General features: G+C 68.6%; 15 protein-coding genes and 1 tRNA gene. 7 read left to right on the forward strand and 9 right to left on the reverse strand.

The features are described 5' to 3' along the window. Positions 1-183 precede the first annotated feature (183 nt). The 3 genes from SACXIDRAFT_RS03775 (at position 184) to SACXIDRAFT_RS03785 (ending at position 2,574) form a co-directional block, all read left to right on the forward strand. On the forward strand, positions 184-687 hold the full coding sequence (locus SACXIDRAFT_RS03775; RefSeq protein ID WP_006237154.1) for a peptidase inhibitor family I36 protein: 504 nt from the start codon (positions 184-186) through the stop codon (positions 685-687). 478 nt (positions 688-1,165) lie between these two features. Beyond that, positions 1,166-1,239: transfer RNA gene (locus SACXIDRAFT_RS03780), tRNA-Arg, on the forward strand. Between the two features lie 618 nt (positions 1,240-1,857). Then, a complete protein-coding gene (locus SACXIDRAFT_RS03785; RefSeq protein WP_006237155.1) occupies positions 1,858-2,574 on the forward strand; it encodes a DUF2867 domain-containing protein in 717 nt (238 codons plus the stop codon). A gap of 28 nt (positions 2,575-2,602) precedes the next feature. Here the strand turns inward: SACXIDRAFT_RS03785 and SACXIDRAFT_RS03790 are convergent, their stop codons facing one another. The 9 genes from SACXIDRAFT_RS03790 to SACXIDRAFT_RS03830 form a co-directional block, all read right to left on the reverse strand. Continuing rightward, complete coding sequence (locus SACXIDRAFT_RS03790) at positions 2,603-3,598, reverse strand: C39 family peptidase (RefSeq protein WP_232285246.1); 996 nt, start codon at positions 3,596-3,598, stop codon at positions 2,603-2,605. 342 nt (positions 3,599-3,940) lie between these two features. Next, a complete protein-coding gene (locus SACXIDRAFT_RS03795) occupies positions 3,941-5,371 on the reverse strand; it encodes an aldehyde dehydrogenase (NADP(+)) (RefSeq protein ID WP_006237157.1) in 1,431 nt (476 codons plus the stop codon). Between the two features lies 1 nt (position 5,372). Continuing rightward, positions 5,373-6,827: an FAD-dependent oxidoreductase gene (locus tag SACXIDRAFT_RS03800; protein WP_006237158.1), complete on the reverse strand. Its 1,455-nt coding sequence runs from the start codon at positions 6,825-6,827 to the stop codon at positions 5,373-5,375. Continuing rightward, entirely contained in the window at positions 6,824-7,102 is a 279-nt protein-coding gene (locus SACXIDRAFT_RS03805) for a (2Fe-2S)-binding protein (RefSeq protein ID WP_006237159.1), read from the reverse strand. The genes SACXIDRAFT_RS03800 and SACXIDRAFT_RS03805 overlap by 4 nt, the downstream gene beginning before the upstream one ends. A 3-nt stretch (positions 7,103-7,105) precedes the next feature. Continuing rightward, positions 7,106-8,272 carry an NAD(P)/FAD-dependent oxidoreductase gene (locus tag SACXIDRAFT_RS03810; protein ID WP_040922032.1) on the reverse strand — a complete coding sequence of 389 codons (1,167 nt, stop codon included), beginning with the start codon at positions 8,270-8,272 and terminating at the stop codon, positions 7,106-7,108. A gap of 16 nt (positions 8,273-8,288) precedes the next feature. Then, the gene (locus SACXIDRAFT_RS03815) at positions 8,289-8,978 is read right to left on the reverse strand and encodes a GntR family transcriptional regulator (protein ID WP_006237161.1); all 690 of its coding nucleotides are present in this window, start codon (positions 8,976-8,978) and stop codon (positions 8,289-8,291) included. Positions 8,979-9,081: 103 nt separating this feature from the next. After that, positions 9,082-10,083, reverse strand: coding sequence for a proline racemase family protein (locus tag SACXIDRAFT_RS03820; protein ID WP_006237162.1), 1,002 nt, complete (start codon positions 10,081-10,083; stop codon positions 9,082-9,084). A gap of 16 nt (positions 10,084-10,099) precedes the next feature. Then, positions 10,100-11,005, reverse strand: a complete 906-nt coding sequence (locus tag SACXIDRAFT_RS03825) for a dihydrodipicolinate synthase family protein (protein ID WP_006237163.1) — start codon at positions 11,003-11,005, stop codon at positions 10,100-10,102. Between the two features lie 72 nt (positions 11,006-11,077). Continuing rightward, a complete protein-coding gene (locus tag SACXIDRAFT_RS03830) occupies positions 11,078-12,553 on the reverse strand; it encodes an alanine/glycine:cation symporter family protein (protein WP_006237164.1) in 1,476 nt (491 codons plus the stop codon). A gap of 754 nt (positions 12,554-13,307) precedes the next feature. Between SACXIDRAFT_RS03830 and SACXIDRAFT_RS03835 the strand changes: the two genes are divergently transcribed. The 4 genes from SACXIDRAFT_RS03835 (at position 13,308) to SACXIDRAFT_RS03850 (ending at position 17,149) form a co-directional block, all read left to right on the forward strand. Then, positions 13,308-13,943 (forward strand): hypothetical protein, encoded by a 636-nt coding sequence (locus tag SACXIDRAFT_RS03835; RefSeq protein WP_006237165.1) that lies wholly within the window; start codon positions 13,308-13,310, stop codon positions 13,941-13,943. A 76-nt stretch (positions 13,944-14,019) separates the two neighbouring features. Beyond that, entirely contained in the window at positions 14,020-15,315 is a 1,296-nt protein-coding gene (locus SACXIDRAFT_RS03840) for an extracellular solute-binding protein (protein ID WP_006237166.1), read from the forward strand. Beyond that, entirely contained in the window at positions 15,312-16,304 is a 993-nt protein-coding gene (locus SACXIDRAFT_RS03845) for a carbohydrate ABC transporter permease (RefSeq protein ID WP_006237167.1), read from the forward strand. Before SACXIDRAFT_RS03840 ends, SACXIDRAFT_RS03845 begins: the two co-directional genes overlap by 4 nt. Further along, positions 16,301-17,149 carry a sugar ABC transporter permease gene (locus SACXIDRAFT_RS03850; protein ID WP_006237168.1) on the forward strand — a complete coding sequence of 283 codons (849 nt, stop codon included), beginning with the start codon at positions 16,301-16,303 and terminating at the stop codon, positions 17,147-17,149. Before SACXIDRAFT_RS03845 ends, SACXIDRAFT_RS03850 begins: the two co-directional genes overlap by 4 nt. Positions 17,150-17,153 lie beyond the last annotated feature (4 nt).

Here is a 17,153-nt window from a genome sequence, read left to right on the forward strand (position 1 = left end):
CGTCAGCTCCACGGGCGAGCTGGGGACAACTTCCACACCACCAGGGCATGCCCCTCGACTTGTCCACAGCCTGGCGATCGCCGTGCTGACACGCCTTCGACGAGCCGCCATCGTGGAGCACACCACAGCCAACCCACCCGGCTCAGGAACCAGGATCCCGGCTCCACGAAGGGGAGATCATCCGTGAACAGCCTTACGCACCACCACTCGCACGACCACCACGACCACCACGACGTCGGCCACACGCATGCTCACCGCGCTGCTGATCAGCTTCCGGAAGCCCGTTCCCTCCGTTGCGGGCGGCGCCGTGCAGCCCTCGCCCTGTCCGGCCTCGCGATCGCGTTCACGCCGGGGATCGCGGCAGCCGATACCGCGGGGCCCACAGCACCCACCGTTCCCACGCGAGCGGAGTACGCGTGTGAGACGGGCGAGTTCTGCCTGTGGCCGCAAGCCGACTACGGCGGTCCGATCGTGCGGCTCGACCTGCGTAACACGAATCCCGACGAGTGCAGGCCACTGCCCGACGGCGTGGCGGCCCGGTCATTCGCCAACCGCATCGACAGGCACGTGACCGTGTACCAGGACGGGGAGTGTTCCACGGAAGCGGATTTCAGTACCTATCCGGGCCCTGGCACGTTCGTACCGCGAAGTCCGTACGTCGTGCGGGCTGTGCAGATCTGGAACTGAGTCTTCTCCCGCCCAGTCGAGCCGCGACGCCACCACGGCAGGGGAACCCGTGCGTGGCGACGTGAGCTCCGGGGGCCGCGCCCGCCCCGACCGCGCGGCCCCGGTTCCCGGGATGTCCGACCGCCGCACGACGCCCCGGGACGCCCGCCCGGCCGGTGATCGCGTTCGCCACAACGGCGAGTGCTCACCGGCCGGGTATGGGTGAACAACTAAGTCGCTGCCTCGCAAGACGCATGGCACATCGATAGGAGAAGCGGAGTATCGATGGTCACAACAAGAACGGGATGCGCAATACGCCATCGGCGCTACCAGCGACTTCGTCGCACCGGAAGCTCTCGGTCACGATTGCGCCTACCTTGGGCGAAGATTCGGTCACCGTCCCGGGTGAGGGGTGAAACGAATCGTCAGTACCGAACGATCAGACGGGCAGTGGTGACTAAGCTGGGGTTACGTGCCGTGACCGAAGCGGTCGCCACGAGCCTCCGTAGCTCAGCTGGATAGAGCAAGAGCCTTCTAATCTCTAGGTCGCAGGTTCGAGTCCTGCCGGGGGCGCAAAGCTCCTGGTCACACGCTGGCCAGGAGCTCCACGGACAACTTGCCCATGCTTAACCCTCGTTATACGCGGGCAGCGGACGCGGGCGCTCGCCTAGTGCGTCACTCGCGTCCAGGCTGACGACGGCGCGCGACATTCAGCCCGCGGTTCGTGATGATCAGGTGCCGGCATGGACGGCATTCGTATCCGCGCCGGGATCAACACGTGAACTGCGACACTCCGCATCCAGCAGAGGTCCGGCTCTGCACAAGGGTTCGCGGCAAATGCTCTCGGGACTTCGTCAACCTCCGGCTAGGCGCAGCGACGAGGTGCGTGATCTTTGCCAACGCCTCGGCTGTCCGGTGGAAACATCCGGCAACTGAGTCTTGCCTCGTGACCATCGCGTGCTCGCGGGTTCCTCGGTCACCGGTCAACCCGGTGTCCTGACGCGACTTGGGGATCTCGCAGCGAGTTTGGAGAACGCATCGTCAACGAGCCTTCCTCGCCGGTGTGTGTCCGCTGGCTTCGTGGCAGTAAGGCGAGCGCCCGGCGAGAGTGAGCACGATCACAGCGTATACAAGATCTCACACGTTCGGGCACGCGGATCGCGTGTCCAACACCGGGAGGGAAGCCGGACGATGACACGAGTCCAGAAGACGACATTCACCGAGCACCCGTGGCGCATTCACGAGATCACACGAGACTTCCACATCGAAGACGTGTGGGCGTTTCGCACTCCGGGCGCGGGGCCTTCCGACTTCCCTGTGATGCTCGCCGCGATCCAGGCCGCGGGCGAACCCGCGAAGCAGCCGTGGCTGGTGCGGTCACTGTTCGCGCTCCGCTGGAAGCTCGGCGCGCTGCTCGGCTGGGACCGGCCGTCGTCAGGCATCGGCCGTCGCGTTGCCTCCCTGCGCGACCGCCTTCCCGACGACCTCCGCAACGCGCCGCGCGGCAAGGACGTCGAGGGCATGCCGTTCACGAGCGTGTACGAACTCGACACCGAATGTGCGAGTGAACTGGCGAACAAGACCGTCCACACCGTGATGCACCTCGGCTGGGCGCGGAAGCCCGACGGCGAGTACCGGTTGCAGATGACTGTTCTCGTCAAGCCGAACGGACTACTCGGCAAGCTGTACCTCGCCGCCATCGCACCCTTCCGGTATCTCGTCGTCTACCCGGCGATGACCCGGCAGTGGGAGCGTGCCTGGCGAGAACGCGGCCAACCGTCGGCAGCGGAAGGAGAACCGGCGTCGTCACGGATCACGCGGAACCGCGTCCACTCGCAGCCGGACACGCCTCTGGGGTGTCGCCGAGGGCAGAAGCACGCCGATGGACACACCGGCTCGGTGTCGTAGCCGCTGCCCTGCCTGGTGTCCTTACGGCTTACAGCACCACCGCGGCCCTGCCGAGGTAGTTGTCCCAGTACGCCCAGAGAACTGGCGACGACGCGCGGTAGACAACGGTGTCGGAGGCCGGGTCGAGCACGAGGTACTGGCCGTTTTCGTAGCCCGCGACCGTCAGGAAGTGCGCGACGTTGTTGCCCGACCACGGCAGGTCCTTCATGTTGCCCGCCATGATCACCGGCCTTCCGCTGCGCACGTGTGCCAGTGCTGTGTCGAAGTTCCACACCACGGTGGCCTGAACCCCGTTGGCGGCCAGTGCTCTTCGGACGTCGGCCTCACTGGTACCGAACTCGCCGGGGTTGTTCCAGGTCGGGTCGTAGCCCATGTCGGCCCTCGCCCGGTTGATCGCCGCCACGGGGTACGCCGGGTCCCACGACCTCGGTGTCACACCCAGCGCCAGCAGCGCCGTGACCACACTGGTCGGTCCGCAGTCCTCGCCCTGGTTGGGCTGGCCCTGGAACTGCGAGATCGGCACGAGACGGCCGTCGGAGGCGCCGTCGTCGCCGCAGTCAGGCACTCCCGGGATCCGGTAGTCGTGCCCGGTGGCCATGTAGGCGTCAGCGACGTAGCCGCCGAGGCTCGGCACGTAGTCCCACAGATCACTGGTGAACCCGTAGGTGTTGGTGACCGCCTGCCCCTCGGACTGACACGAGATGTCCACCACCGTGCCGTCCCACACCACACCCACCACGGAGCTGGACGTGGTCGGTCCGCTGCGGACGTTGAGGCCGTCGCCGTCGGTGTTGCCGACGGTCGCACTCGCCGCGGAGGCGACTGTTCCTGTTCCGACGAGCATGGCGGCGGCGACCGCCAGTACGAGCAGGACGCGGATCGGTATAGACCTCGCTCCCACCGCCTTCTTCGCGGGTGACCTCACAAGCCCTCCCAGTTCTGTCGTGTCCCCCAGCGCGATGCGATGCGGGTGTGCGTCCCCCGGCAGACCCGCACCACCGTGCGCCTCGTTGTACGTGCGCACGGACCCCAGCGGAACCGGCAAACGGTGCAAAGTAGGAAAGAGCTTTCGAAATGGATCAAGCCACCACGAGCTCGCGTTCTCCGAGGCCCGCAACGTGACCACCGTGAGAGGGCCGCCAACGCCACCCTCTCCGAGAGCGCCTCGGGATCCGACGTTCCGCCCCGGCGGCACAGCTGACCGTCCCGCTCCGCTCGCCAGCCGAGTCCTGATCGGACGGTTGGTCTCTGAGGGCGCGGCGACCGCCTCCCACTCCAATCCACGACACACGAAAAACCCTGCTCGGACGTGTCCGGGCAGGGTTTCCCGGGCTGGGCGGACCGCTCCGCGACAAGCAGCGCGCTGTCAGCTCACCTTTTGCGGCACGTTCCACGGGTTGTCGTCGCGCAGCGGCTCGGGCAGCAGCGCGGGAGGCCAGTTCTGGTAACTCACCGGACGCAGGAACCGCTCGACGGCCGCCGTGCCCACCGACGTGGTCGCCGGTGCGGTCGTAGCGGGGAACGGGCCGCCGTGCTGCATGGCCGGAGTCACCGACACACCTGTGGGCCAGCCGTTCCACACCACCCGGCCGCTGCGGTCGGCGCACGCCGCCACGAGGTCGGTGAGCGAGCCTGCCTCGTCGTCCTCGTCGTCCTCGGCGTGCACGGTGGTGGTCAGCTGTCCCGGGAGGCCGCGCACGACGGACGTGACGTCGGTGAGCCGCGCGTACGTCACCACCAGCCCGAACGGGCCGAAGCACTCCTCGGCCGCACCGGGATCGCTCGCGAAGGTGTCCAGGTCGGTGGTCACGAGGCGGGGCGCGAGGGAGTCGTTGTCCTCCGGCCACACGAGCCTCGTCAGACCGGGACGATTGCCGAGCCGTTGCGCCGTGTCGAGGAACCCGGTACTGATGCGGTCGTTCAGCATCGGGGCCGGGGCGACCTCCCGCAGGGCCGCCGAGGCGAGGTCGAGCAGGTCGCTGCCCTCCGGCGCGAACAGCAGCCCCGGATTGGTGCAGAACTGCCCCGCGCCCTGGGTCAGCGACGCGACGTAGCCCGTCACGATCTCGGCCGCCCGCGCACGCGCGGCACCCGGCGTGATCACCACAGGGTTGATGCTGCCGAGTTCGCCGAAGAACGGGATCGGCTCCGGCCGCTCGGCCGCGATCTTCGCCAGCGCGAGACCGCCCGCGACCGAACCGGTGAACGCGGCGGCCTTGATCTCGGCGCTGCGCAGCGCATCCACCCCGGCCTGATGGCCTTCGATGAGCGCGAACACGCCGGGCCTGCCGAGTGCGGCGCCGACCAGCTCGGCCGTGCGCCGCGACAGCTCGGGGTGGCCGGGGTGGGCCTTGACGACGACCGGGCAGCCCGAGGCGAGAGCCGACGCGGTGTCGCCGCCCGCGACGCTGAAGGCGAACGGGAAGTTGCTCGCCGCGAACACCAGGGTCGGCCCGAGGGGGACGCGGTAGCGCCGCAGGTCCGGACGCGGGCCCGTCGGCCAGTCCTGGTCCGCCCTGTCGATGCGCACATCGTAGAACTCCCCGGCCTCGGCGACCTCCGCGAACAGGCGCAACTGGAACACCGTGCGCGTCAGTTCGCCGTTCAGCCGCGCGCTGCCGAGCCTGGTCTCCGCGTCGGCCAGTTTCACCAGCTCGTCGCGGTGCTCCTCCACCCTGTCGGCCACCGAGGTGAGTGCGGCGGCTCGCTCCGACGGCGCCGTCCGCGCCCAGCCTTCGGCGGCATCGGCCGCCTCGCGGACGATGCGCGCCACGTGATCGCCGGTGTGGTGTGTCATGTCAGGTCCCTTCTCGGTCGGTGGTGGGCAGCTCGGCGAGGTCGCCGAGACGCACGGGCGCCGCGAGAGGGCGTTTCAGAGCGCCCTCGGCGGCCCGGCCCGCGCGCTGCCCGGTGTCCGATGTGGCGAGGCAGCCTGCCGCGAATCCGCAGATGCGGCCCTGGCACCAGCCCATTCCGGTGCGGGTGAACGACTTCAGCGAGCGGGTGTCGTCGGCGCCGAGTTCGGTTCTGGCCGCGCGCACGTGCTCGTAGGGCACCTCCTCGCACCGGCAGACGAGCGTGTCCGGCGTCAGCCACGACTCCCAGCCGGGGGGAACGGGGTGCGCGGTGTGCATGGCTGCGGCGAATTCGCGGTTCCGGCGGATCTTCCGCGCGAGCGCGGGGTGCGGGTCCGGCGCTCCGCCTGCGGAGGCGCCCGCGACGGTTCCCTCGGCCACCGCGAGCAGCGCGCCGCCCACTCCGGTCAGCTCTCCGGCGAGGAACAGGCCCGGCACGTCGGTGGCCTGCCGCTGATCCACGACGCCGACGACACTGCCGTCCACGTCAACGCGCGTGCGCGCGCCCAGCGCCACCGCGAGTTCGAGCTGTGGAGTGAACCCCCAGCCGAATCCCACGACGTCGATGCCGGAGAGGATCGTGTCGCGGCCGGGCAGCACCCGCCCTTGTCCATCCACTCTGGACAGACGGACGCCCGTCACGCGTTCACCTCCCAGCACCTCGGTGACGACGGTGCGGGTGCGCCACCGGATGCGGTGTCTTGCGAACGTCGCCGCGTACTCGGCAGCCTCGCCGAGTTTGGCGGGTGACCGCAGTGCGGTGCGCAGCTGCGGGAGCCACCCCGTCAGCGACGCGGCCTCGCAGACCGCGACCACCGTGCCTCCCGCGCGGGCCACCGAGGCGGCCACCGGAAGCAGGAACGGTCCCGTGCCTGCCACGACGACGCGTCGGCCCGGCGAGACGCCGTTCGCCTTGACGAAAGCCTGCACCCCGCCTGCCGACATGACGCCGGGCAGGTCCCAGCCGGGCACAGGGAGCTGCCGGTCGTAGGCGCCGGTACACAGTACGAGCTGATCGCTTCGCAGCACGCCGGTGCCGCGGCCGTGCGGTGCCGTGGTCGGGGTCGTCCGTACCTCGAACCCGCCGCGCTGCCGCGCGAGGGACCACACCTGCCTGCCCGGTAGGTAGGTCACCGCTTTCCGCGCGATCGCGGCGTCGAAACGGCGCCGCAGGTCCGTGTACAGCCGCCACGCGTGCTGGCCGCGACCGTCGTAGCCGGGCCGCGCCGTCTCGCTGGGATGGCGCCAGAACTGCCCGCCGGGTGCCTCACCCGCGTCCACCACCGCGACCATCCGTCCGCGCTCGGCCGCCGCGACGGCCGCGGCGAGCCCGGCGGGCCCAGCACCGATCACGGCGACGTCGTAGACCTCCCCGGTTCCGGCCGGATTCACGCTCATGGCTCCAACCCCGTCTCGACCCGCATGCCGTCGGCCACCTGAACGCAGCACGCTCGCTGTCCCCTTTCATCGTCCACAGTGATCAGACAGTCGAAGCAGACACCGATGCCGCAGAACAGCCCCCGTGGCCGTCCTCCGACCCGGGTGGCGCGCCAGGCCGTGATCCCGTTCGTCACCAGTGCCGCGCCGAGCGACTGACCCGCCTTCGCGCGGATCGGCCTTCCGTCCACGGTCACCTCGACCACGTCGATGTCATCGATGTCGCGGTCGTCCATGCGTCACCGTCCTCCGTCGTCATCGAACCGCTGCGGCGCGAAGGGGTCGAGGCGAAGATCCGTCATCTCGCCCGCCAGCGCCGCTGCGAGGAGCTTTCCCGTGCCGACGGACAACCCGATGCCCGCGCCCTCATGCCCGCAGGCGTGCCACAGTCCCGGCGCGCGCGGGTCGGGTCCGATGGCCGGAAGGTGATCGGGCGAGTACGGCCGGAATCCGTGGTAGTGGCGCAACGCGCGCACGTCGGCGAGAAAGGGGAACAACGCCACAGCGTTGCGTGCCAGCACCTGGAGCGCCTCGGCGCTGGGGGTGCGGTCGAAACCGACCCGTTCCCTGGTGGAGCCGATGAGCACCGTGCCGCCGGGGGTTCCCTCCACCACCGCGGACGCCTGGAGGCCCGCGTCGGAGCTGCCGACGTTATCGACGTACTCGGCGGCGTACACCTTGTGCCGCACGGTGGGCGGCAGCGGCTCGGTGACGAGCACGAATCCGCGTCGCGGCTCGACGGGGAGACGTACCCCGGCGAGTGCGGCGATCTCGGCAGCCCACGGGCCCGCCGCGTTGACGACGGCGCCACAGTGGAGATCGCCTGCCGTCGTGCGCACGCCGCGCACGGCGCCGTCCCGCCGAAGCAGTCCGGTCACCGTCGCCCCGGTGACCAGGTCGGCGCCGTGTTCCCGCGCCATGCGCGCGAGGTGAGCGGCCACGAGCATGGGTTGCACCTGGCAGTCGTCCGGGTAGTACGCGGCGCCGAGAGCGTGCGGGGTCACCTCGGGCTCCGCCTCCCGCAGCGCGGCACCGTCGAGCCGCTCCACGGTGATGCCGTGCGCCCGCTGGGAGGCGACGAGGCGCTCCAGCGAGGCGAGACTCGACTCGCGTGAGGCCACGATGATGCCGCCCTTGGCCTCGAATTCCCACAGGTGCGCGAACTCCGCGAGGTCGTCGCGCCACACGTCGAGGGAGTACCGGGCCAGCTCCAGTTCCGGCCCGAGTTCCTTGTCCGAGATGAGGACGTTGCCCTCACCCGAGGACGACGTGCCCGAGGCGGGAGCGCCCCTGTCCACGATCGTCACCGACAGCCCCCGCCGGGCCGCGAAGAAGGCCACCGCCGTTCCGACCACACCGGCGCCGATCACCACGACGTCCGGGGCCGTGCTCCCGAGGGCGTTCATCCGCACACTTCGCTTCCTACCTTTCGTCGGCCTCGGCCGAGTCGTATCCGGTGGCCCACAGCCCGCGCGCGTGCCCGATGTGCCGCCGCATGAGGCCGAGTACCGCCTCGGCGTCGCCCGCCTCCATGTGGTTGAGCAACTCGTGATGCTCGCGTGCCGACTCCGCGAGCAGGCCCTGCCGGATCAGCGACTGCAAGCCGTACATGCGGGTGCGCATGCGCAGGCTCGTGGCCAGCGCCACCAGCTGGTCGTTGCCCGTGTAGCCCAGCAGTCCCGCGTGGAATTCGCGGTCGGCCATCAGGTATCCCGCGAGGTCGGATGCCTCCGCCGCATCGACGATCCGCTGCGCCAGCTCGCGCAGCTCGGCGAACCCCTCGGACGGAACCCTTCCGACGACGGCGACCACGGAAGGCGGTTCGAGCAACAACCGGACCTCCGCGAGGTCGTCCAACTCCTTGTCACTCACGCTGCGGACGCGGAACCCCTTGTTCTTGACGGTCTCCACCAGACCGTCTTGCGCGAGTTCCACCATGGCCTCACGGACCGGCGTCGGCGACACCCCGAACGCCTTGCCGAGCGCGGGCGCCGAGTAGACAACGCCCTCCTCCATCTCACCGGAGATGATGGCCGCGCGAAGCTGCTCGATCACCGTCTCCCTGAGGCTCGCGTGGCGGTTCAGCGGGGGCAGGTTCGGTGTGATGCTCATGTGTCTCCTCGGAGTCGGAAAGGCACCAGCATCATCCTGACCGCGCCTACCACCCCGAACGGGTGGGTGCGACGCGCTCGCCGACAACCGGATCCGCGGACTGTCACAGCAGGAACCCCGCGGGGAAGGGATCGTCGGGGTCGAGGAAGTACTGGGCGGTGCCCGTCAGCCACGCCCGTCCTGTGACCGTGGGAACGACCGCGGGCCGTCCCCCGACCTCCGTTTCCTCAACCAGCCTGCCCACGAACCGGGTGCCGATGAACGACTCGTTGACGAAGTCGGTCGCGAGCGGCAGCTCCCCTCGCCTGTGCAGCTGCGCCATCCTGGCGCTCGTGCCCGTGCCGCACGGGGAGCGATCGAACCAGCCGGGCGCGATGGCCATCGCGTGCCGCGACAGTGCCGCCGTTGACCCGGGGGCCGCCAGGTAGACGTGGTGGCAGCCCCGGATGTCGTCCCGTTCCGGATGCACCGGCTCGTCGGCCGCGTTGATCGCGTCCATGATCGCCAGGCCGGCCCGCAGCAGGGCGTCCTTGTTGTGCCTGCCGAACTCAAGGCCCAGCTCGGCGACCTCGACGACGGCGTAGAAGTTGCCGCCGAACGCGAGGTCGTAACGCACCTTGCCGAGGTCGGGGACATCCACTGTCGCGTCGAGGCGGTCGGAGAACGACGCGACGTTGCGTATGGTCACCGACTCCGCACGGCCGTCGCGCACCGCCACCTCCGCGTGCACGAGCCCGGCGGGGGTGTCGAGCCGCACCGTGGTGACCGGCTCGACGACCTCCACCATGCCGGTCTCCACGAGCACCGTGGCCACTCCGATGGTGCCGTGCCCGCACATCGGCAGCAGGCCGGATACCTCGATGAAGAGCACACCGACATCGGCGTCGGGCCGAGTCGGCGGTTGCAGGATCGCCCCGCTCATCGCACTGTGCCCGCGCGGCTCGTACATCAGCAGGGTGCGGATGTGGTCACTGTTCTGTCTGAACCACACCCTGCGTTCGGCCATCGTGTCACCGGGAATGGGGGGAACACCCCCGGTGACCACGCGCGTCGGCATTCCCTCGGTGTGGGAATCGACGACGTGGAAGATGCGCTTGCTCCTCATCGCGGTGTCCTTCTCTTTAGCGGTAGCCCTTGGCGAGCGCGGCCTCGGTGTCGCGGAGCACGCTCTCGCGGATCTCCGGCGCCAGCGGGCCGCGCGGGGGACGGCAGACGCCGCCGCGAAGACCGGCGACGTCCATCGACAGCTTGATGCACTGCACGAATTCCGTCTTGCTGTCCCACCGCAGCAACGAGTGCAGGTCGCGGTAGATCTCGGACGCCCTCGCCAGGTCCGCGACGTCACCGGAGGTCGCGAGCCGGTACAGCTCCACAGTGGACCTCGGGATGGCGTTGGGGTAACCGGCGACCCAGCCGACCGCGCCTGCCATGGCCGTTTCGAGCAGCGTGTCGTCGGTGCCGATGAGGATGTCCACCTGCGGCGCGAGTTCACGGATCTCGTAGCAGCGGCGCACATCACCGCTGAACTCCTTGACGCCGACGACCAGGTCTTCCTCGGCGAGGCGCGCGATGAGCGCGGGCGTGAGGTCCACCTTGGTGTCGATCGGGTTGTTGTAGCCGACGACGGGCAGGCCCGCCTTGTTCGCGTGCCGGAAGTGGTCGATGACCTCCTCGTCGTTCGCCCGGTACGCGTTGGGGGGCAACAGCATCAGTGCCGTCGCCCCGGCCTCGGCTGCCTGCTCCGCCCAGTGCGCCACCTGGAGGCCTCCGTACGCGCCGACCCCGGACATCACGGTGAAGCCTTCGGGCGCCGCCTGCACGGCGGTCTCGACGACCTTCGCGCGCTCGGCCTCACCCAGCGTCTGGTACTCACCGAGCGAGCCGTTCACCGCGACGCCGTCGCAGCCGTTCTCCGCGAGGAAGCGCACGTGCTCGGCGAAGGCGTCGTAGTCCACGGCGAGGTCGTCAGTGAAGGGCAACGCCGTCGCGACGAGGACACCGTGCCAGGGCTTGCGAGCTTCGGACATGAACGATCCTTCCCACCTGTCGCGACCCGGAGCCGGGTCGATCCTGCGTTGACAGTATCATGTGACATTGCACTAAGCCAGCTCTTCGGAGTCCGGCGCAGGACGAGACCGCTGCGTCGCCGGGTCCACAGTGTCCGTCCAGAAATCGGCCCCCGTGATGCCGAGCCGCACCGGGTCGAACTGCGGGTCGAGCCCCTGCTTCCGCTGCGCGTCGTAATCCCGGATCACCTTGCGCACCACCGGCGACAACAACAGCAGGCAGATCATGTTGAGCCAGCCGAGCGACCCGTAACCGATGTCGCCGATCGTCCAGATCACGTCGGCCGACTCCACAGCGCCGTAGAACGTGATGGCCAGCATCCCGGCCTTCAGCACGTGCGATGCCCAGCCCGCAGCCCTGCCGGAAAGCAGGTACAGGAGGTTCGTGGAGGCGATGTAGTAGAAGGCGATCAACGTGGTGAAGGCGAAGAGGAAGAGCGCCACAGCCACGAAACCAGGGCCGATCCCGGGTGCCATGGTGTCCACGGCCCGCTGCGTGTACTCGGGCCCTGCCGACAGACCCGGCACGTTGGTGACGAGATCGGCACCATCGGGGCCGACGACGTTGTAGGAACCGGTCACCACGATCATCACACCGGTGGCCGTGCAGACGAGCAACGTGTCCACGAAGATCGAGAACGCCTGGACGAGCCCCTGCTTCGCCGGGTGCGACACCGCTGAGGCCGCGGCCCCGAAGGTGCCCTCGCCCACGCCTGCGACGTTGGAGAACACGGCGCGCCGCACACCCCAGGCGACCGCGGCGCCGACGATGCCGCCAAACACCTGATGGGTGCCCACAGCACTGCTGACGATGACGCCGAGCGCAGGCACGACGCTGTCGAGGTTCACCACCAGGATGATCGCGGCCGTCAGCAGGTAGCCGATCGCCATGACCGGCACCATCACCTGCGCGGCGGCGACGATACGGCGGGTGCCTCCGACGATGACGAACGCGAAAAGTGCCGTGACGGCGACCGCCGTGACCCAGGGTTGGACCCCGAAGGCGCCCTCGACACTCGCGGCGATGTTGTTGGACTGCACGCCGGGGAACACGAACCCGTACCCGGTGAGCGTCACCACCGCGAGCACGACGGCCAGCCACTTCACCTTGAGGCCGTGTTCGACGTAGAAGGGAATGCCGCCCCGGTGTTCCCCCGCGACCTTGCGCTTGTAGACCTGCGCGAGGACGGTCTCGGCGAAGGCGGCGGCGGAACCGAGCAACGCACACAACGCCATCCACACGAGCGCTCCTGGACCGCCTGCCGCGATCGCCGTGGCGACACCGGCGATGTTGCCGACCCCGACGCGGCTGGACAGGGTCAGCAGCAGGGCCTGCACCGGGGAGATGCCCTCCTCCGACGTCCGTTTCGCGGTGATTTCCCTGAGCATGTCGGGTATGCGGCGGAACTGCACCCCTGCGGTCAGCACTGTGAAGAACAACCCCACGGCCAGCGCGACGTAGGCCATGGGATTCCAGATGCTGTCGCTGATCGCGACGAGCGTGTCCATCGGAGCTCCTTTGCACGCGAATGTGACAACGACCGACGTGCGCGACAGACAGCCCGGCACACCGGATCAGCCCTGACGACGGCCGGTGATCGGCCCGATCGACCTCGCGAACAGGTGCGATCGGCCGGTGTTCGGCCTGCGATCGGCGCGGCCCGAGGGCCGGTCGGCCCCGTCGGTGCGCAATACAATGTCACATTGCTCTATGTCGGACAATAGTCGTGAGGAAGTTCGTCCGCCCCGAATTCAGCACCGCGTGCCCGCACTTCGCGACCGCGTGTCCGCACCCCACGCACGCGTGCCCGCACTTCGCGACCGCGTGTCCGCACCCCACGCACGCGTGCCCGCACCGCACGACCGCGTGCATGCACTTCGCGACCGCGTGCCTGCACCGGCGCGACCGCGTCCGCACCGCGAGACCACGCCGGGGGCACGAGCCCGCATTGTCAGGGATGTCAATCCGCACATGGCGAGCGCGGACACGCCTCACTCGGCACGCAGCCTGCCGACACCGCCTCACAACGCCGACACCCGTACGCAGCCTGCCAACACCCGCACACAAGCTGCCAACACCTGTACGCAAGCCGCCAGCACTCGTACTTGAGGTGCCAACACTCGTACACAAAGCGCGGACACTGCCACACCGACTGCCAACACCCGCACACAAGCTGCCAACGCTCGTACGCAAGCTGCCAACACTCGTACACAGGGTGCGGACACGGTGACAGTGGGCGCCGTTGCGGTATTGGATTGCGCGATGGAGAACTCTCGACCGTTGTGCCCCAAGGTGATCCTCGAAGGAACCAGGCTGACGAAGAAGACGGAGCTCGCCTTCACCCTTCGCGACCATCCCCGCTTCGCGGGTGCCCGCCGGTACCGTTATCACCTTCCGCTGGTGTCGGCGGAGTGGAGCGGCCTGACGAACGAGGCGTGGGGCCCGAGCCTCATCTCGTTCCCGCCGGAGCACGAGGAAACGGTGCTGGAGACGTACAGGACGTGGGTCAGGCTGTTCGAACTACACCGCTACTACACCTGGGTCGTGGACCGCTTCCACCTCTCGACGGCCGTGCACCAGCAACGACATGATCGCGCCTTCGACGTCGAGTGGATCGAACGGCGCTTGCGGCCGCTCGGGTTCGCCGTGGTGCTGTGCACCCGCACGCCGGAGAGCTTCCCCGAGGCGCGAGAGGAACGGCTGCGGGTGTCGGCCAACCCCGTCCAGTACGACGACCTGGACGTCTTCGTCCGCGAGCAGGACGCCTTGCGGACAGCGGCGGCGAGCAGCGCGCTGCCGGTGCTGGAACTCGACGTCACCGGCCGATCCGAGGCCGAACTCGCCGACGAGGTCACCGACTGGTACTCATCCCGCAAGCTCTTGCAGCTAGAACACTGAAAATTACTGAAAGATCCTTGCATCCTGGCTGGGCCGGGGTTACGGTCTTGCGCACCCGGTCTCAGCGAGGAGAGCCATGACACGCAGAAGAGTCCTGGCGCTCGCCGCGGCCACCGCCCTTGCGGTGACCGCGTGCGGCGAGTCCGCCACCGATCAGAGCAACGCGGCGGAACAGGCGAACACCGATCCCCAGTCCGTGAAGGGCACCGTCACCTTCTGGGACACCTCGGACGCCACCACCGAATCACCGGCCTACAGAGAACTGGCCAAGCGATTCGAGCAGGAGTATCCGAACATCAAGGTCGATTACGTCAACGTCCCCTTCGACGGCGCTGACGACAAGTTCAAGACCGCCGCGCAGAACGGTGACGGCGCACCGGACGTCATGCGTACCGACGTCGGCTGGACGCCAACCTTCGCCGCGCTCGGCTACCTTCAGCCACTCGACGACACACCCGCGCTGAAGAACTCGGACGACTACCTGCCGGTACCGATGGAGAGCAACGTCTACGAGGGCAAGACCTACGGCGTGCCGCAGGTCACCGACACCCTCGCCCTGCTCTACAACAAGGACCACTTCGCCGAGGCCGGCATCACCGAACCACCTGCCACCTGGGACGAGCTGCGTGAGGCCGCCGAGAAGATCGAGGACGAGGTGCCGCGCACGAAGGGCATCTTCCTCAACGCCGACTCCTACTACCTGCTTCCCTTCGTCTACGGCGAGGGTGGCGACTACGTGGACGTCGAAGCCAAGCGCATCACCATCGACAGCCCCGAGGTCAACGCCGCGATCGGCACCGTGCGCGAACTGGTGGCCGATGGCGTCGGCACCACCGACACGAGCGCGAACAAGTACACGAACATGCAGGACGGTTTCAAGAAGGGCACCGTCAGCATGATCATCAACGGCCCGTGGTCGGTGTCCGACGCACTGTCCGGCGAGGCGTTCGACGACCCGGCCAACCTCGGTGTGGCGCCCGTTCCGGCAGGCCCGAAGGGCCAGGGCGGTCCTGTCGGTGGCCACAACTACACCGTCTACGCGGGCTCGCCCGACCTCGCCGCCTCCTACCTGTTCGTCGAGTTCATGAACCGGCCCGAGAACCAGGCCTACGTGGCAAGCGAGAACAACACGCTGCCGACGCGCACGTCGGTGTACGAGAAGCCGGAGGTCTCGGACAACGAGATCCTCACCGCCTTCCAGCAGCCGATCGAACTGGCGAAGCCGCGGCCCGCCGCGCCGGGCGCGGGCACTCTGTACGACCTGTTCTCCCCGTTCTACGAGCAGATCCTCGGCGGCCAGGCCTCCGTGGAGGACGGACTGGCGCAGGCGCAGCGCAAAGCCAAGAGCGCGGTGCCGGGCTTCGAGTCATGACGACGACCGCCGTTCGTCCCCCCGCCGGGGCGGCACCCGAGACGGTGCCGCCCCGCGGGCGGTTGCGCGAAAGACTCAGCGGGCACTGGTACGCATGGGCGATGGTCGCCCCCGTGGTGGTGGTCCTGTCCGTCCTCGTCTTCTACCCGCTGGTCCAGGGTGTCTACCTGTCCCTGACCGACGCGAACGAGATGAACAGCGCGCGCACGATCGGCGTCAATGAGATCGAGGCGACCTACGAGTTCGTCGGTCTCGACAACTACCTCGATGTTCTCTCGGGCGTCGAGGGCGCGTTCTACCCACGTCTGTTGTGGACGCTTGTGTGGACAGTCGCCTGTGTACTGCTGCACTACTCGCTCGGGCTCGGTCTCGCGCTGCTGCTCAACCGCGCGCTCAAGGGCAGGTCGCTCTACCGGATGCTGCTGATCCTGCCGTGGGCGGTGCCGCCGTTCGTGGCGGCGTTCGCATGGCGGCTGGTGCTCAACACCGACGGCGGCGTGCTGAACGCCCTGCTCGGCTCCGTCGGCCTCGACGGCGTGGACTGGCTGGGCGACCCGACAGCGGCCAAGATCGCGGTGATTCTGGTGAACGTCTGGCTGGGTGTGCCGTTCATGATGGTGGCGCTGCTCGGCGGGTTGCAGACGGTGCCGAGGGAACTCTACGAGGCGGCCGAAATGGACGGTGCGACGCCGTGGCAGCGGTTCCGCGCCGTGACCCTGCCGGGGCTTCGGCCCGTGTCGGGCACGGTGATCCTGCTCGGCACCATCTGGACGTTCAACCAGTTCGCCGTCATCGCCCTGCTCACGGGAGGCGGTCCCGGCGGCGCGACGAACATCCTCGTCACCGAGGCGTACGAGCGGGCGTTCCAAGGCATCAGGGACTACGCGGGCGCGGCGACCTACGGGGCGCTCATCGCGTCCATGCTCGTGGTCTTCGCGTTCTTCTACCGCCGCTGGCTCGATCGGCAGTCGAGTGAGGTGCTGTCATGACCGAAAAGGTGCACCGCAGGGACCGGCGCGGTCCGCTGTCGTCCACCGCACTGCACACCACGCTGGTACTCGCCAGCGTCGTCGCGGTGTTCCCGGTGGCGTGGGTGACCCTGACGTCGCTCAAGACCGATCGCGCCTCGTGGACTCGCCCCGACGAGATCGGCACGCTCGGCCTCGACAACTACTCCCAGGTGCTGTCCGAGACGCAGTTCACGACCTGGTTCGTGAACTCACTGATCGTGGCGACGGCGACCACCGTGGTGGCCGTGCTGATCGCGGCGACGGCGGGCTACGCGGCCTCGCGGATGCGGTTCCCCGGCAAGCGGCCGCTGATGTGGTCGTTCCTCATCACGCAGATGTTCCCCGCCGCCGTGCTGATCGTGCCGCTGTACAACGTGCTGTCGGAACTCGGCCTGCTCGACTCCTACGGCGGTCTCGTGCTCGCCTCCTCGACGGTGGCCGTGCCCTACTGCGCGTGGATGCTCAAGGGCTACTTCGACACGATCCCGGTCTCGATCGACGAGGCAGGCCGTGTCGATGGGCTGAGCCCGTTCGGCACGTTCTGGCGCCTCATCGTCCCTCTCGCCAAGCCGGGCATCGCGGTGACGGTGTTCTACTCCTTCATCACCGCCTGGGGCGAGGTGGCCTTCGCGGGAGTGTTCATGCAGAGCGAGGGCCATTACACGCTGCCGGTGGGCATGGCGACCTTCGTCAGTGACTTCAAGGCGGAGTGGGGACTGCTCACGGCGAGTTCCGTGCTGGTCATGGTGCCGTCGGCTGTCGTGTTCTTCCTCGTCCAACGCCACCTCGTCGCCGGGTTGACGGCGGGCGGCGTCAAGAGCTGAAAGG

Origin of the sequence: Saccharomonospora xinjiangensis XJ-54, assembly GCF_000258175.1 — a bacterium.
Lineage (GTDB): Bacteria > Actinomycetota > Actinomycetes > Mycobacteriales > Pseudonocardiaceae > Saccharomonospora > Saccharomonospora xinjiangensis.

Excerpts from the sequence above, each read along its gene's own strand:
- SACXIDRAFT_RS03825 (WP_006237163.1), bottom strand. The coding sequence starts at position 11,005 with ATGTCCGAAGCTCGCAAGCCCTGGCACGGTGTCCTCGTCGCGACGGCG.
- SACXIDRAFT_RS03840 (WP_006237166.1), top strand. The coding sequence starts at position 14,020 with ATGACACGCAGAAGAGTCCTGGCGCTCGCCGCGGCCACCGCCCTTGCG.
- SACXIDRAFT_RS03820 (WP_006237162.1), bottom strand. The coding sequence starts at position 10,083 with ATGAGGAGCAAGCGCATCTTCCACGTCGTCGATTCCCACACCGAGGGA.
- SACXIDRAFT_RS03810 (WP_040922032.1), bottom strand. The coding sequence starts at position 8,272 with ATGAACGCCCTCGGGAGCACGGCCCCGGACGTCGTGGTGATCGGCGCC.
- SACXIDRAFT_RS03795 (WP_006237157.1), bottom strand. The coding sequence starts at position 5,371 with ATGACACACCACACCGGCGATCACGTGGCGCGCATCGTCCGCGAGGCG.
- SACXIDRAFT_RS03835 (WP_006237165.1), top strand. The coding sequence starts at position 13,308 with ATGGAGAACTCTCGACCGTTGTGCCCCAAGGTGATCCTCGAAGGAACC.
- SACXIDRAFT_RS03845 (WP_006237167.1), top strand. The coding sequence starts at position 15,312 with ATGACGACGACCGCCGTTCGTCCCCCCGCCGGGGCGGCACCCGAGACG.
- SACXIDRAFT_RS03830 (WP_006237164.1), bottom strand. The coding sequence starts at position 12,553 with ATGGACACGCTCGTCGCGATCAGCGACAGCATCTGGAATCCCATGGCC.
- SACXIDRAFT_RS03785 (WP_006237155.1), top strand. The coding sequence starts at position 1,858 with ATGACACGAGTCCAGAAGACGACATTCACCGAGCACCCGTGGCGCATT.
- SACXIDRAFT_RS03850 (WP_006237168.1), top strand. The coding sequence starts at position 16,301 with ATGACCGAAAAGGTGCACCGCAGGGACCGGCGCGGTCCGCTGTCGTCC.
- SACXIDRAFT_RS03815 (WP_006237161.1), bottom strand. The coding sequence starts at position 8,978 with ATGAGCATCACACCGAACCTGCCCCCGCTGAACCGCCACGCGAGCCTC.
- SACXIDRAFT_RS03800 (WP_006237158.1), bottom strand. The coding sequence starts at position 6,827 with ATGAGCGTGAATCCGGCCGGAACCGGGGAGGTCTACGACGTCGCCGTG.
- SACXIDRAFT_RS03805 (WP_006237159.1), bottom strand. The coding sequence starts at position 7,102 with ATGGACGACCGCGACATCGATGACATCGACGTGGTCGAGGTGACCGTG.